This is a genomic window from Vibrio sp. 10N.239.312.D08, from assembly GCF_041466145.1.
GTDB classification, from domain to species: Bacteria; Pseudomonadota; Gammaproteobacteria; order Enterobacterales; family Vibrionaceae; genus Vibrio; species Vibrio crassostreae_C.
This window is the reverse complement of sequence record NZ_JBFSSD010000003.1, coordinates 64,264-77,931: the sequence shown is the minus strand read 5'-3', so window position 1 is coordinate 77,931 and position 13,668 is coordinate 64,264. Positions and strand designations below refer to the sequence as shown.

The 13,668-nt window shown below is 42.9% G+C and carries 13 protein-coding genes; 6 read left to right on the top strand and 7 right to left on the bottom strand.

The features are described 5' to 3' along the window. The first annotated feature begins 393 nt into the window (after nt 1-393). Nucleotides 394-639 carry a YciN family protein gene (locus AB6D58_RS02835; RefSeq protein WP_017062104.1) on the top strand — a complete coding sequence of 82 codons (246 nt, stop codon included), beginning with the start codon at nt 394-396 and terminating at the stop codon, nt 637-639. A 61-nt stretch (nt 640-700) separates the two neighbouring features. Here the strand turns inward: AB6D58_RS02835 and aroA are convergent, their stop codons facing one another. Further along, on the bottom strand, nt 701-1,981 hold the full coding sequence (gene aroA, locus AB6D58_RS02830) for a 3-phosphoshikimate 1-carboxyvinyltransferase (protein WP_017062105.1): 1,281 nt from the start codon (nt 1,979-1,981) through the stop codon (nt 701-703). A gap of 162 nt (nt 1,982-2,143) precedes the next feature. Next, nucleotides 2,144-2,599, bottom strand: coding sequence for a glycine zipper 2TM domain-containing protein (locus AB6D58_RS02825; RefSeq protein ID WP_004736438.1), 456 nt, complete (start codon nt 2,597-2,599; stop codon nt 2,144-2,146). Nucleotides 2,600-2,652: 53 nt separating this feature from the next. Here AB6D58_RS02825 and aat point away from each other — a divergent pair, with 53 nt between their 5' ends. From aat to infA, 3 genes are all read left to right on the top strand, one after another. Beyond that, complete coding sequence (gene aat, locus AB6D58_RS02820) at nt 2,653-3,363, top strand: leucyl/phenylalanyl-tRNA--protein transferase (protein ID WP_017063504.1); 711 nt, start codon at nt 2,653-2,655, stop codon at nt 3,361-3,363. Beyond that, nucleotides 3,363-4,061: an arginyltransferase gene (locus AB6D58_RS02815; protein WP_065585123.1), complete on the top strand. Its 699-nt coding sequence runs from the start codon at nt 3,363-3,365 to the stop codon at nt 4,059-4,061. Before aat ends, AB6D58_RS02815 begins: the two co-directional genes overlap by 1 nt. A gap of 81 nt (nt 4,062-4,142) precedes the next feature. Beyond that, complete coding sequence (infA, locus tag AB6D58_RS02810) at nt 4,143-4,361, top strand: translation initiation factor IF-1 (protein ID WP_001040192.1); 219 nt, start codon at nt 4,143-4,145, stop codon at nt 4,359-4,361. A gap of 208 nt (nt 4,362-4,569) precedes the next feature. Here the strand turns inward: infA and clpA are convergent, their stop codons facing one another. Then, entirely contained in the window at nt 4,570-6,843 is a 2,274-nt protein-coding gene (clpA, locus tag AB6D58_RS02805) for an ATP-dependent Clp protease ATP-binding subunit ClpA (RefSeq protein ID WP_372156475.1), read from the bottom strand. Between the two features lie 39 nt (nt 6,844-6,882). After that, entirely contained in the window at nt 6,883-7,203 is a 321-nt protein-coding gene (clpS, locus tag AB6D58_RS02800; protein ID WP_004737430.1) for an ATP-dependent Clp protease adapter ClpS, read from the bottom strand. A 585-nt stretch (nt 7,204-7,788) separates the two neighbouring features. Between clpS and cspD the strand changes: the two genes are divergently transcribed. Continuing rightward, nucleotides 7,789-8,010, top strand: coding sequence for a cold shock domain-containing protein CspD (gene cspD / locus AB6D58_RS02795; RefSeq protein ID WP_004736548.1), 222 nt, complete (start codon nt 7,789-7,791; stop codon nt 8,008-8,010). A 327-nt stretch (nt 8,011-8,337) separates the two neighbouring features. On the opposite strand, the gene AB6D58_RS02790 is transcribed toward cspD, so the two are convergent. Beyond that, a complete protein-coding gene (locus AB6D58_RS02790; protein ID WP_372156473.1) occupies nt 8,338-10,563 on the bottom strand; it encodes an NADP-dependent isocitrate dehydrogenase in 2,226 nt (741 codons plus the stop codon). A gap of 321 nt (nt 10,564-10,884) precedes the next feature. On the opposite strand from AB6D58_RS02790, the gene AB6D58_RS02785 reads away from it, so the two are divergent. Next, nucleotides 10,885-11,613, top strand: a complete 729-nt coding sequence (locus AB6D58_RS02785; RefSeq protein ID WP_372156471.1) for a pseudouridine synthase — start codon at nt 10,885-10,887, stop codon at nt 11,611-11,613. 93 nt (nt 11,614-11,706) lie between these two features. Here the strand turns inward: AB6D58_RS02785 and AB6D58_RS02780 are convergent, their stop codons facing one another. After that, complete coding sequence (locus tag AB6D58_RS02780) at nt 11,707-12,381, bottom strand: DUF2057 family protein (RefSeq protein WP_136982379.1); 675 nt, start codon at nt 12,379-12,381, stop codon at nt 11,707-11,709. Nucleotides 12,382-12,463: 82 nt separating this feature from the next. After that, the gene (locus AB6D58_RS02775; protein WP_372156469.1) at nt 12,464-13,528 is read right to left on the bottom strand and encodes a porin; all 1,065 of its coding nucleotides are present in this window, start codon (nt 13,526-13,528) and stop codon (nt 12,464-12,466) included. Nucleotides 13,529-13,668: the final 140 nt, after the last annotated feature.

Sequence of the window (13,668 nt, the reverse complement as noted above, 5' to 3'; positions counted from 1 at the left end):
AGCTTGTGGGCTTTTACGCATGATATTCTAAATTCATTGCTTCTTTTTTTACTATTGTGCGAGATTACTAGAAGATCAACCGCTTTTTTCAAAATTGGATCTGATCGCTCGACAATTCGACGACTCATAGATAAAAGGGTCACAATATAAAGAAGCTATAAAGTACTCACTAAGAATACTTGCAAGAGCCTATTCATCAGGCATTACGTCTAAACGGGCTCATACTAAGCTTGTCCGCGAATCTAACGCGAGCCCCATTCAATTATTTTTGCCGTAAATCACAAAATAAATTGTGGATGTTTGAAAAGACTCTCTTAATCGGTTGTGAAATCATTGAATTTCTAGTTCGACACCATAAACTCAACGTTATATTCAGTTATCAGAGATAAACTCATGACAAAGAAAGTAATAGCAGAATTTGATTTACTGCTTATCGCAAACCAAATTATCCAATCACATGATGACTACATTGAAGGCATGCGCGCAAACAGCGTAGTAGAAAAAGACGATGTACTCGTCTTCAAAGGTGAATACTTCTTAGACAGCAATGGAATGCCGACAGAGAATACAACCGCGGTATTTAACATGTTTAAATACTTAGCGCACCACCTTTCGAAAGAATTTACAATTCAGCAATAATTAAAAAGCTTGCCACTTAGGCAAGCTTTTTTGTTCCTAAACCTTTACATACTAAGCATTTTTATAGACTTAGCATTTTCAGCTTGTCGAAATAATCAGGGAATGTCTTTGACGTACAACCTGGATCATTAATCGTCACAGGCGTATCGCTCAAAGCAACCAGCGAGAAACACATCGCCATACGGTGATCATCGTAAGTATCAATCGCCGCATGAGTCAGTTCAGCCACAGGGTTAACAATAATGTAATCTTCACCCTCTTCCACTTCAGCGCCGACTTTGCGTAGCTCTGTTGCCATTGCAGCCAAGCGGTCTGTCTCTTTCACACGCCAGTTGTAGACATTACGGATTGCCGTTGTGCCTTTCGCAAACAATGCGGTTGTCGCGATAGTCATCGCAGCATCTGGGATATGGTTATAGTCCATATCAATGCCTTTCAGCTCGCCACAACGAGAAATAACGTAGTCGTCACCCCATTCGATTTCCGCACCCATTTTCTCAAGCGCATCAGCGAATTGGATATCACCTTGGATACTGTTTTTACCAATACCAGTGACCTTAATCTCACCACCTTTGATAGCAGCGGCTGCAAGGAAATATGACGCAGATGATGCATCACCTTCAACCAAGAAATCACCCGGTGCCGAGTAAGATTGCCCGGTAGGAATCACAAACTCTTGGTAATCATTATTGATCACGTCCACACCAAATTGCTTCATGATGTGCAGCGTAATATCGATGTAAGGTTTAGAAACCAATTCACCGTCAATTTTAATGGTCACTTCACCTTCAGCTAAAGGCGCAGCCATCAAAAATGCCGTCAAAAATTGACTAGAGATCGAACCGTCGATAGAAACCGTACCGCTCTTCAAACCGGTACCTGTGATCTTCAATGGCGGGTAGTTTTCGTTCTCTAAATATTCAACGTCGGCACCGGCTTCTCGTAGTGCTGTTACTAAGTGGCCAATTGGGCGCTCTTTCATGCGAGGCTCACCAGTAAGAACGTATTCACCGCGACCTAAACATAGTGCAGCCGCCAACGGACGCATCGCCGTACCCGCGTTACCTAAGAAAAGCTCTAGGGCTTTGTCACTTGAGAATGCACCACCAACACCTGTCACTTCACAAACGGTTTTGTCTGCAGACAGCTGATAATCAACACCTAACTGAGTCAATGCATTCAACATATGACGAATATCATCACTGTCTAGCAAGTTTGTTAGGCGAGTGGTTCCCGTAGAAAGTGCAGCCAAAAGAAGTGCACGGTTGGAAACGCTTTTTGAACCAGGTAGGTTAACTTCCCCGTTCACTTTTTGAATTGGTTGTAACGTAAGGCTTTCCATTAAATCTTATAGTCCTTGTACCACCCGAAGTCACTGGTGCGTATTTATTTTCGGGTGATGAATAATTCTTCGTACTTGCAGACTAACGAACTTTTCCAACGAACTCCAGAGCTAATCCGGCCCAAACCGGTGATTAATTAGCCAATCAATCGTATTTATATACTAGTACACGAGATCAACTCGAACACCATCTGAAAAATAGAGAATTCGTACATCATCGCCTCGGTTGAACAGCATCGAGTTATCGACATCTTGGATAATGTTGACCAACTTGTCGTCTTTGGTTTTGACCAATAACTCGACCAGCTTGTACTCTACTTTATATTGTGTGTTACCTCGGTTACGAGCAATACCCGCACCTGCTACTGCACCTACAGCTGTCGCCACTTCTTTACCAGTGCCGCCGCCAAACTGGTTACCAATCAAGCCACCAATCGCCGCACCTAACAAGGTTTCCCAACCATTCGCTTTCGACTCAACGATCTCTTGCTGAGTGATGTATCTGACCGTATCAATCTCACCATAAACCACCTCGTTTACTGGTCGAGCTTGGTTTCTGTTGTAAGCTGCATTTGCCAACATGGGCAAAACAAGTAAAATCCAAAGCAACTTCTTCATGGTAAAACTCCTAAAGACCTCTTGGTCAGTGATTAATCTGTAATGCGGTACTTATGACTATATACCTAACCGAACTTGATACTACTAGTATAGAGTTTCCTTCGCCTTTCGACGCGCTTGATGACCCCAACGGTCTGCTCGCCTTCGGTGGTGATTTATCACCAATGCGAATTTTAAACGCTTATAGCCAAGGTATATTTCCATGGTATGGCCCAGGTGAGCCTATACTTTGGTGGAGCCCTGCACCGCGAGCGGTATTTAATCCTAAGACATTCGAACCGTCAAAAAGTCTTAAAAAGTTTCAAAGAAAGCACAATTACCGAGTCAGCATCAACCAAGCGACGGACAGAGTAATTGGTTATTGCTCTTCACTAAGACCCGAAGAAGAAACCTGGCTAAACAGCGACATGCAGTCAGCCTACCGCAAACTCGCTTCATTAGGTTTCTGCCACTCGGTTGAGGTTTGGCAAGATGATGAACTGATCGGTGGACTTTACGGCTTACAAAGAGGCCAAGTCTTTTGCGGTGAATCGATGTTCAGCCTAAAGACCAATGCCTCTAAAATTGCGCTGTGGTACTTTTGTAAACACTTTACCCGATTCGGCGGACAACTGATTGATTGCCAAGTCATGAACCCTCACTTGGAATCCTTGGGCGCTATCGAGGTTGATAGGGATGAATTCCTAGGCTCTCTGCAATTACTCAAAGAGTTCTCCGTTGACGATGCATGCTTTAAAACCCAATGGCTAAAGGAAATGCCTTAATGAATCCAGATTTACAACAAATCAGAATTGGATTAACAGACAATCACGCTTGCAGCTACTTACCTCACTTCGAAGAGAGAGTGGCGGTCACGCTTGACGAACACATGCACACCTCAGATAACTATGAAGTTCTGCTTGCGAATGGATTTCGCCGCAGTGGTTCAACCATTTATAAGCCACATTGCGATAATTGCTCAGCATGCCAAGCGATTCGGCTTTCAATTCCTGAGGTTAAGCTTTCCAAAAGCCAACGACGGATCCTTAACAAAGGAAAATCACTACGTTGGGAACTGAAAGATGAGATGGATGACAACTGGTTTGACTTATACAGTCGCTATATCACCGCTCGTCACCGTTCGGGAACCATGTACCCACCCAAGAAAGAAGAGTTTCTACAATTCTCTAAAAATGAGTGGCTTACTACAAAGTTCATGCACATCTATGATGAGAACAAGTTGGTTGGTATCGCCGTAACCGACATCATGGCTCACTGTACGAGCGCGTTTTATACCTTCTTCGATCCTGATATAGACATTTCGATGGGAACACTTGGCGTTCTATTTCAGATCCAACATGCCCAGAAAGAACAAAAACAATGGTTATATTTGGGTTATCAAATCGATGAATGCCCTGCGATGAACTATAAAGTACGATTTCAACGTCATCAAAGGCTAGTAAATCAGCGGTGGCAAGGGTAGAATACGCGACAACTTTACATATTTTGATTTTAACGGCACAATCAAGCCGTTGAAAACCGCCAAATTTCGAAAGAGGATTAGATGGCTAAAGAAGACGTAATCGAGATGCAAGGCACTGTCCTTGATACTCTACCAAACACAATGTTCCGTGTTGAGCTTGAAAACGGTCACGTAGTGACAGCACACATCTCTGGTAAAATGCGTAAGAACTACATCCGTATTCTTACTGGTGATAAAGTAACTGTTGAGATGACTCCATACGACCTTTCTAAAGGCCGCATCGTCTTCCGTGCTCGTTAATTTTTAATTAGCGAATACAATAAGAAGCGGAGCTTAAGGCTCCGTTTTTTATTGCCTGAGCTTTTTACTACACAAGCACATCAATCTCGCATCTCGCATCTCGCATCTCGCATCTCGCATCTCGCATCTCGCATCTCGCAAGCATAAAAAAACGCACAACCTAAGTCATGCGTTTTATATTTAAGCCTTTGATTTATCAATCACTTCGTTAGTGCATGACCTCTTCTTTAGCACCAACATAGATGAAATCCAATTCGTCTTTTTTCAGGGATACTTTAACCGTACCGCCATCAACCAAGCTACCGAACAGTAACTCGTTAGCAAGTGGTTTCTTAAGCTTCTCTTGAATAACACGTCCCATTGGACGAGCACCCATGGTCTTGTCATAGCCTTTATCAGCTAACCAGTGACGAGCATCCTCAGAAACCTCTAAAGACACGCCACGAGCGTCCAGTTGAACCTGAAGCTCGACAATGAACTTATCAACTACTTGGCTAATCACCCTTGGGTCAAGGCTGTTGAACCAAATGATATTATCAAGACGGTTACGGAACTCAGGAGTAAATACCTTCTTGATTTCGCCCATCGCATCTGGCGCATGATCTTGTTGGATCAGGCCGATCGATTTCTTCTCGGTTTCAGCCACACCTGCGTTGGTCGTCATCACTAGAATCACATTACGGAAGTCCGCTTTGCGACCATTGTTGTCAGTTAGCGTGCCGTTATCCATTACCTGCAGTAGCAAGTTAAAGATATCTGGGTGAGCTTTCTCGATTTCATCCAGTAACACAACAGAGTGCGGGTTCTTGATTACGGCATCCGTTAGCAAACCACCTTGGTCGTAACCAACATAACCAGGAGGCGCACCAATCAAGCGGCTCACTGAGTGTCGCTCACCGTACTCAGACATATCAAAGCGCAGAAGCTCAATACCCATCAACTTAGACAGCTGAACAGTCACCTCTGTTTTACCTACACCAGTAGGACCAGCAAACAAGAATGAACCAACAGGTTTATTGTCTGCACCCAATCCAGCACGGGTCAGCTTAATCGCTTCACTCAATACATCGATTGCAGGGTCTTGTCCGAATACCAACATTTTCATGCGCTCATCCAGTTTCTGGAGTGTATCTTTGTCTGAAGACGATACTGACTTTTCAGGAATACGCGCCATTTTCGCAACCATTGACTCAATATCAGCCACGCTTACCGTTTTCTTACGACGGCTTGCAGGTGCCAAACGACTACGAGCGCCCGCTTCATCGATTACGTCAATGGCCTTATCAGGAAGGTGGCGTTCATTAATGTATTTAGCTGACAGTTCCACAGCGGCACGCAACGCTTTGTTGGTGTAGCGCACTTCGTGGTGAGCTTCGTATTTTGGCTTCAAGCCAATCAGGATCTTGGTCGTATCGTCTAGCGATGGTTCAATAATATCTATTTTCTGGAAGCGACGAGCTAAAGCACGCTCCTTCTCAAAAATACTGCTGTACTCTTGGTACGTTGTTGAACCGATGCAACGTAATTTGCCACTGCTTAGTAGTGGTTTAATTAAGTTTGCCGCATCAACCTGACCACCCGATGCAGCCCCGGCACCGATAATGGTGTGGATCTCATCGATGAACAGAATCGCGTCTTCTTCTTTCTCCAGTTGCTTAAGAATCGCTTTAAAACGTTTCTCAAAGTCACCACGATATTTGGTTCCGGCTAACAGTGAACCGATATCTAGAGAATAAATTACGCTGCTCTGAATGATTTCAGGCACTTGTCCTTCAACGATGCGCCATGCAAGACCTTCCGCGATGGCAGTTTTACCTACCCCCGCTTCACCCACTAACAGAGGGTTGTTCTTACGACGACGACACAGAACTTGGATAGTGCGTTCTAGCTCTTTGTCACGACCGATTAGTGGGTCAATATTGCCCTGCTTTGCGACTTCGTTAAGGTTAGTAGCAAAATTTTCTAAACGGTCTTCAGAGTTAGCTTCTTCAGCATTTTCTGCACCACCAAATGAATCGGATGATGAAGGACTGTCGCCTTCGTTGCTCGCTTTGGTAATACCGTGTGAGATGAAGTTAACAATATCTAAGCGACTAATGTCGTTTTTCTTAAGAAGATATGCCGCGTGAGATTCTTGCTCACTAAAAATAGCCACAAGTACGTTAGCACCTGTTACTTCGCTGCGACCTGAAGATTGAACATGAAAAACAGCGCGTTGAAGTACTCGTTGGAAGCTCAACGTAGGCTGAGTTTCGCGAGTTTCGTCGCTTTCAGGGATAAGTGGGGTCGTTTGATCGATAAAAATATCGAGCTCATTGCGAAGAGCATCGAGATCAGCCTGACAAGCTTGGAGCGCTTCCTTGGCCGCATCATTTTCTAATAATGCTAGTAGGAGGTGTTCGACAGTCATGAATTCATGTCGCTTGTCTCGCGCACGAGCAAATGCGCCATTTAAACTCGTCTCTAATTCTTTATTTAGCATAAGTACCTCCTAAGGGAACAACAGTGTTGTTCGAGCAATTTATACTTGCTCCATTGTACATAGTAGCGGATGCTCATTTTCCTTTGAGTACATCGTGACCTGCGCTACCTTTGTTTCCGCTATTTCAGCACTGTATGTGCCGCATATAGCTTTACCTTCATAATGAACCTTGAGCATCACTTCCGTTGCTTTTTCGATATCTAGTGAGAAGAATCGCTCTAGGATCTCGATTACAAAGTCCATGGGCGTGTAGTCATCGTTATTCAACACAACGTTATACATCGCCGGTGGCTTTACTTTTGTTGCTTCTTTCTCCAGTAAATCTGAGCCTGGAGATGCCCATTCAAAGTTTCTGCTCATATCGCTTTGCTAAGGGTTATTTTTCGGAAGTCGTGAGTGTTTACCTAACTCAAATTTACCACATTCACGCTTTACCGTGTACTAAGAAACTGCACCTAGAAACAGTACCAAAAAATATTCCTCTATACTGAGCCTAATCCACCATTTCCATCGCTGCAAATAAAAGATCTCGATTAACAAGATTAACATATGTGATTGATTAAAAAGACGCCATAACTATTGATACTAACGATAAGATTACCGCTAAGTTACTATTTGGTTAATAGATTGCGGTTAATCTCGAGTGTGATTTGTTATTAAAATTGATCACTTTTATACCAATTTACTATTGACTGTGCTCAATCATTAGCTACATTTGAGCTAAAAGGTTTTTTAATACACTTTTGCAACATGAATTAAAATCAGTAACACGCATCAAAAATTAACAATAAGGAATAATTACGCAGGGTAGCGTTAATTTCCGTAAGCAATGTACGAGATTCAAGCTATTAGCTGAAATTCTTTAGCTGGTAGGAATGATATCAATCGCACTTACAACAATTGATATAACAACGTTAGTAACAAAATGCATGAGGGATGTATAGCATGGCTACAGGTACAGTAAAATGGTTTAACAATGCCAAAGGGTTTGGCTTTATTTGTCCAGAAGGTGAAGACGGCGATATTTTCGCGCACTACTCCACAATACAAATGGAAGGTTATCGAACCTTAAAGGCTGGTCAGCAGGTCGACTATGAAGTAGAAAGTGGACCTAAAGGCTCGCATGCTAGCTCCGTTGTTCCTGTAGAAGGCAGCGCCGCAAAATAGGCGAATGCAAACTCATGTTAACCTCCATCAGTCGTCATTAACGGCTGACAGGTAAACAGAATATTGAAACCGCTCATTTAATACCTGTAACACAGGATTACGTGAGCGGTTTTTTTCGTTTTGGGGGCTCTAAAGTTGCTCACTGGACAATGAGCTCGAAGAGCTACTCCCCTTAAGCTAGGTCTTAAGAAGTATTAGACAGAAAAAAGACGCTTTAACATTATCGTTAAAGCGTCTTTCGTTTTGACTTTATCTATAACTTAGCTATCAGCCTAAGCAACTCGTTAGCAAATCACGTTCATGACTGACTAACGATGAGTCCAATCACTATGCATCAATAAACGCGTTGAGCGTTGAGCTTGAGCGCATTAGTGTTGAAACCAATGCATCGTCAAGTAGGTAGTAACCACCTAAGTCGCCAGCCACACCTTGAGCGTTGTTCAGCTCTGCAACGATCGCTTCTTCACTTTCAGCCAGTTGACTTGCCACACCTGCAAACTCAGCAGCAAGATCAGCGTCAGCCGTTTGCTCAGCAAGCGCCTTAGCCCAGTATGCCGCTAGATAGTAGTGGCTACCACGGTTATCAAGCTCACCTACTCGACGTGAAGGAGACTTGTTGTTATCAAGGAACTCACCCGTCGCTTTATCAAGCGCATCAGCTAGAACTTGTGCTTTAGCGTTACCTGTTACTACGCTCAGGTGCTCTAGAGATGCCGCTAGTGCCAAGAATTCACCTAGAGAATCCCAACGCAGGTGGTTTTCTTTCTCTACTTGTTGAACATGTTTAGGAGCAGAGCCGCCAGCACCTGTTTCAAACAGACCACCACCGTTCATTAGTGGAACAATCGATAGCATCTTAGCTGATGTACCAAGCTCTAAAATCGGGAACAAGTCAGTTAGGTAATCACGTAATACGTTACCAGTAACCGAAATAGTATCTAGGCCTTCTTTGATACGAACCAGTGAGTATTGAGTCGCTTCAAGTGGAGCAAGGATCTTAATTTCAAGACCATCGGTATCGTATTCAGGAAGGTATGCTTCAACTTTCTTGATAAGCTGAGCATCATGTGCGCGTGACGCATCTAGCCAAAATACCGCTGGAACACCCGATGCACGAGCACGCGTTACCGCAAGCTTAACCCAGTCTTGGATTGGTGCATCTTTAACCTGACACATACGGAAGATATCGCCTTCCTCTACGTCTTGCTCAAGAAGCACAGCGCCTGAAGCGTCAACAACTTGAACCTGACCAGCAGCTTCAAGGATGAAAGTCTTATCATGAGAACCGTACTCTTCCGCTTTTTGAGCCATCAAGCCAACGTTTGGTACGCTACCCATCGTTGTTGGATCGAACGCGCCGTTCTCTTTACAGAAATCAATAACCGCTTGGTAAATGCTCGCGTAGCTACGATCTGGGATCATTGCTTTGGTATCTTTTTGCTTACCTTCTGGATCCCACATTTGACCAGAAGAACGCAGCATTGCAGGCATAGATGCATCCACAATGATATCGCTTGGTACGTGTAGGTTAGTAATGCCACGGTCCGAATCAACCATCGCTAGTGGTGGCTGAGTCTCGTATACCGCTTGCAGGTCAGCTTCGATTGCTTCTTTCTGCTCTTGAGGAAGCGCATCAATCTTCGCGTAGACATCACCGATGCCGTTATTTACATCAACGCCTAGCTCTTCAAACAGCTGACCGTGTTTAGCAAATACGTCTTTGTAGTAAACCTTAACCGCGTGACCAAAGATCACTGGGTCAGATACTTTCATCATCGTCGCTTTCAAGTGAAGAGAAAGCAGTACACCTTGCTCTTTAGCCGATGCGATTTCTTTTTCGAAGAATGCAACCAAAGCGGCCTTATTCATCACTGACGCATCAATGATCTCTTTATCTTGCAGTGCAAAAGCTGGCTTCAATGTTTTCTTCGCACCATCTTTGCCAACGAATTCAATGCTAACTTCTGTAGCACCTTCAATGGTTACTGACTTTTCACTACCGAAGAAGTCTTTGTCGTCCATACTTGAAACGTGCGACTTAGAATCTGCAGACCAAGCACCCATTGAGTGTGGGTTCTTCTTCGCGTAGTTTTTAACTGAAAGTGGAGCACGGCGATCCGAGTTACCTTCACGCAATACTGGATTTACTGCACTGCCTTTGATTTTGTCGTAAGTCGCTTTTACTGCTTTCTCTTCGTCAGTGTTTGCTTCTTCTGGGTAATTAGGAAGTGCGTAACCTTTTGACTGTAGCTCTTTGATTGTTGCTTGAAGCTGAGGTACAGATGCAGAGATGTTTGGAAGCTTGATAATGTTTGCTTCTGGTGTCTTAGCCAATTCACCTAGTTCTGCTAATGCATCACCAATACGTTGCTCTTCGTTCAAATAGTCAGGGAAGTTGGCAATAATACGCCCTGCAAGTGAAATGTCGCGAGTATCAACGTTAATACCAGAAGAAGCTGTAAAAGATTGAATGATAGGCAGCAGAGAGTATGTTGCTAGCGCCGGAGCTTCGTCTGTAATGGTATAGATGATCGTTGGTTTTTCAGTAGGCATGAAATTTCCCTATAGTTCTTACAAGCTCATTTAAAGTAGTGAGCGTGTTATAAATTGACCAGTAAGCCACTCTAAGAGTGAAAACTGCTTACTCGATAGTCGTACTCTATCTTATTTTTCATACAATCTTGATGACAGCATGAACCAAATCCGTGAGTGCGTTGTTATAATAAAACACGAAGGTATAATTAAACAAATCAGGCTTAAGAGTCCATCAACTTGTTCTATTTTGTGTCTTTTAGGCGCGCAAATGATAGCTCAATTCCGTTTCAGTGAAAACTTTTCAGCACACTTCGTTTACATTTTTGCAAGGTAGTTAACATGTCTACTCGCTCACGCAGCGCATCTCGTTCAGACAAACCGGCTCGTTCTGGTGCAACATTAAAACAAAGCGGTAATAGACAAAGCCGAAGCAGTGATAAGAATAACACTGGCAATTCGCACAACAAATCTCACTCAAGCAAGCACCGATATAAAGGCAAGCCTGCCAATGCAAAACCTAAGGTTGCGCTCGAAGATCGCAAAGTAATTCTGTTCAACAAGCCTTTCGATACTCTAAGCCAATTTACAGATGGCGAAGGGAGAAAAACGCTAGCGGACTTTATTCCAGTGAAAGACGTTTATGCTGCAGGTCGCCTTGACCGCGACAGCGAAGGGTTAATGGTCTTGACCAACGATGGTATTTTTCAAGCTAAGCTAACTCAACCAAACTCAAAATCCCCAAAGACTTACTGGGTACAGGTTGAAGGCGCACCTTCTGAGGAAGATTTAGATAAATTGAGAAAAGGTGTCGAACTAAAAGACGGTATGACACTACCGGCTAAAGTAGAAGTGATGCAAGAACCTGAAGTGTGGGATAGAAACCCTCCAGTACGCTTCAGAGCCGCGATACCGACAATATGGTTAGCTATTACAATCATCGAAGGACGTAACCGTCAGGTAAGACGAATGACAGCAAATATCGGCTTCCCTACCCTACGTCTTATCCGCTATTCAATGGGCAACATGAATGTGGGGCAGCTTCAGCCTGGTGAGTGGAAAGAGATCTGATTCTGCCGGAATCAAACTCTTAAATTAAAGAGTAAAAAAGCGAGGTCTTCTAAAACAGACGCTCGCTTTTCTCATCAATTTTGTGCAACTTCATTAATCTTGATCGATCATCCACTTGCGGAATTCTTTACGATCTTCTTTTGAAGTCTTCAGGTACCAAGCTTGAAGCTGTTCTAGTTCTTCTGATTGAACCTTATCCATACTCTCAACAGGAAGAGCTACAGCCTCAATTATTTTTTCAGGCTGCGCTACTGCTTGATTATCAATGGCAACATAAGAAACAGCGACAGCCGCCACCCCACCATTAATATTATACTCTCGAATCTCTTCAATATAGTTCCGACCTAATTGAACTCCATTTGATTTAAGCTCATCAACAACCTTATCTACCTCAACACCATGTTGATCAACAATCTTAAACTCCAGATCTTTTAAACCTTTCTCAGCAGAGCGAACTGAACGATAAGTAGGCATTAAAAATTCAACATCTTGATCAGCATTTATATTGAACGTAACAATCTGGTTTTTGCCATAAACTTTTTTACGATCACCTGATTTTTCTATTACAGGTTCGTATTGAAATACGACTTGGTTCTGACCTGTATTTAAAGTGACAACAGTAGATGCTTTGAAGGCCTGACCTGAGGTTTCAGGCTTTTTCATATTAACAGCTAAAAGGTCTACTGTATCTTTGACAGTTAGAGATGCCGAGATTCCAGGCATACTAACTAACATGGCAGACATTAATGTAATTGCTTGTATTTTCATAATAATCCATCAAGTACAAAAAAGCCCAGCTTACGCTGGGCTCTATAATTTAGTCAAACTAATATGTTATTAGTCTAATATATTACCAGTAAACACGTACGCCAGTTGCGAATGCTAGAGCACCGTCTGCGATAGTTGGCTCATTAACAAAAGAATCAGATTCTTTGTTTGTGAAACCTAGAGTACGACCGTCTAGGTAAGCAGCTTCAACATAGATACGAGACCAGCTGTTAAAGTGGTAATCAGTACCTACATAAATAACTGTAGAAGTGTCTTCTTCACCAAACTCACCAACTACGCTGATGTTACCAGTATCTTGATCTGTGTATTCGTAACCCGCGTAAGCTGTTGCGTTGTCAGCCCATGCATATGTACCTGCCAATGAGATACCATCGATAGTTACTTTATGCTCTGAGTTTTTGATTTCTGTATTGTAGTATGTGAAACCAATACCAGCTTTACCAAATGAGTACTCAACAGTTGCTTGGTAGTAAGTATCTTCTACTTTATCAGCACCAGTTTCATCTGTCGTTTGACCGAAACCAACGTGACCACTTAGATCACCAGCAGAACCACCGACAAAAATTTCAGCAAGCTCTTGATTGCTATCATTTTCATCTAGACCGTAGTTAGCAGCAACAAAAAAGTTATCTGAATTGTAGTTATACTTAATCAATGAGTCATGTAAAGCACCATTAAGCTGAGAATAACCTAGAGCAGAACCACCGTAGAAGTAAGAGTAATCAGCACCGTAGATATCATCGGCAACAGTCCATTGCTGACCGATTTTAATTGAACCAAAGTCACCAGCGAAGCCTAGGATATGTTGACGAATTTTCATTTCACCTGAGCTTGTAGAGAATTCTACTTTACCGATAATATCTAAATCATCGTTAAGTGCATATTTAGCATCAACACCTGCACGTGAAGAACCAGCACCAATAGTTGTTTTACCTTCCTTAACTGTACCAACGAACATGTCAGTACCTTGGTCGTAAGCATATTCTTTTGTGTCATCAGAAATTTTCAGCTCAGTACGTAGTTGACCGTAAAAGTCTACTGAACCTTCATCCGTTTTAAAAATTTCTGCTGCGCTTACTGAACCAGCTGCTGTCATAACCGCTAGTGCTAATAGAGTCTTTTTCATAATAAATCCACTGCCTTTTCTAAGAATGGGAGATCCTTGCCCGGTTCCCTTTTATTTTTATGACTGGTCATTACCACTCTTTGTTGGTTAATCACCGTCACTAAATTTCGAGGTCTAGATTGCAAAAGATTATCCTGCGT

Excerpts from the sequence above, each read along its gene's own strand:
- AB6D58_RS02835 (WP_017062104.1), top strand. The coding sequence starts at position 394 with ATGACAAAGAAAGTAATAGCAGAATTTGATTTACTGCTTATCGCAAAC.
- aroA (WP_017062105.1), bottom strand. The coding sequence starts at position 1,981 with ATGGAAAGCCTTACGTTACAACCAATTCAAAAAGTGAACGGGGAAGTT.
- AB6D58_RS02825 (WP_004736438.1), bottom strand. The coding sequence starts at position 2,599 with ATGAAGAAGTTGCTTTGGATTTTACTTGTTTTGCCCATGTTGGCAAAT.
- aat (WP_017063504.1), top strand. The coding sequence starts at position 2,653 with ATGACTATATACCTAACCGAACTTGATACTACTAGTATAGAGTTTCCT.
- AB6D58_RS02815 (WP_065585123.1), top strand. The coding sequence starts at position 3,363 with ATGAATCCAGATTTACAACAAATCAGAATTGGATTAACAGACAATCAC.
- infA (WP_001040192.1), top strand. The coding sequence starts at position 4,143 with ATGGCTAAAGAAGACGTAATCGAGATGCAAGGCACTGTCCTTGATACT.
- clpA (WP_372156475.1), bottom strand. The coding sequence starts at position 6,843 with ATGCTAAATAAAGAATTAGAGACGAGTTTAAATGGCGCATTTGCTCGT.
- clpS (WP_004737430.1), bottom strand. The coding sequence starts at position 7,203 with ATGAGCAGAAACTTTGAATGGGCATCTCCAGGCTCAGATTTACTGGAG.
- cspD (WP_004736548.1), top strand. The coding sequence starts at position 7,789 with ATGGCTACAGGTACAGTAAAATGGTTTAACAATGCCAAAGGGTTTGGC.
- AB6D58_RS02790 (WP_372156473.1), bottom strand. The coding sequence starts at position 10,563 with ATGCCTACTGAAAAACCAACGATCATCTATACCATTACAGACGAAGCT.
- AB6D58_RS02785 (WP_372156471.1), top strand. The coding sequence starts at position 10,885 with ATGTCTACTCGCTCACGCAGCGCATCTCGTTCAGACAAACCGGCTCGT.
- AB6D58_RS02780 (WP_136982379.1), bottom strand. The coding sequence starts at position 12,381 with ATGAAAATACAAGCAATTACATTAATGTCTGCCATGTTAGTTAGTATG.
- AB6D58_RS02775 (WP_372156469.1), bottom strand. The coding sequence starts at position 13,528 with ATGAAAAAGACTCTATTAGCACTAGCGGTTATGACAGCAGCTGGTTCA.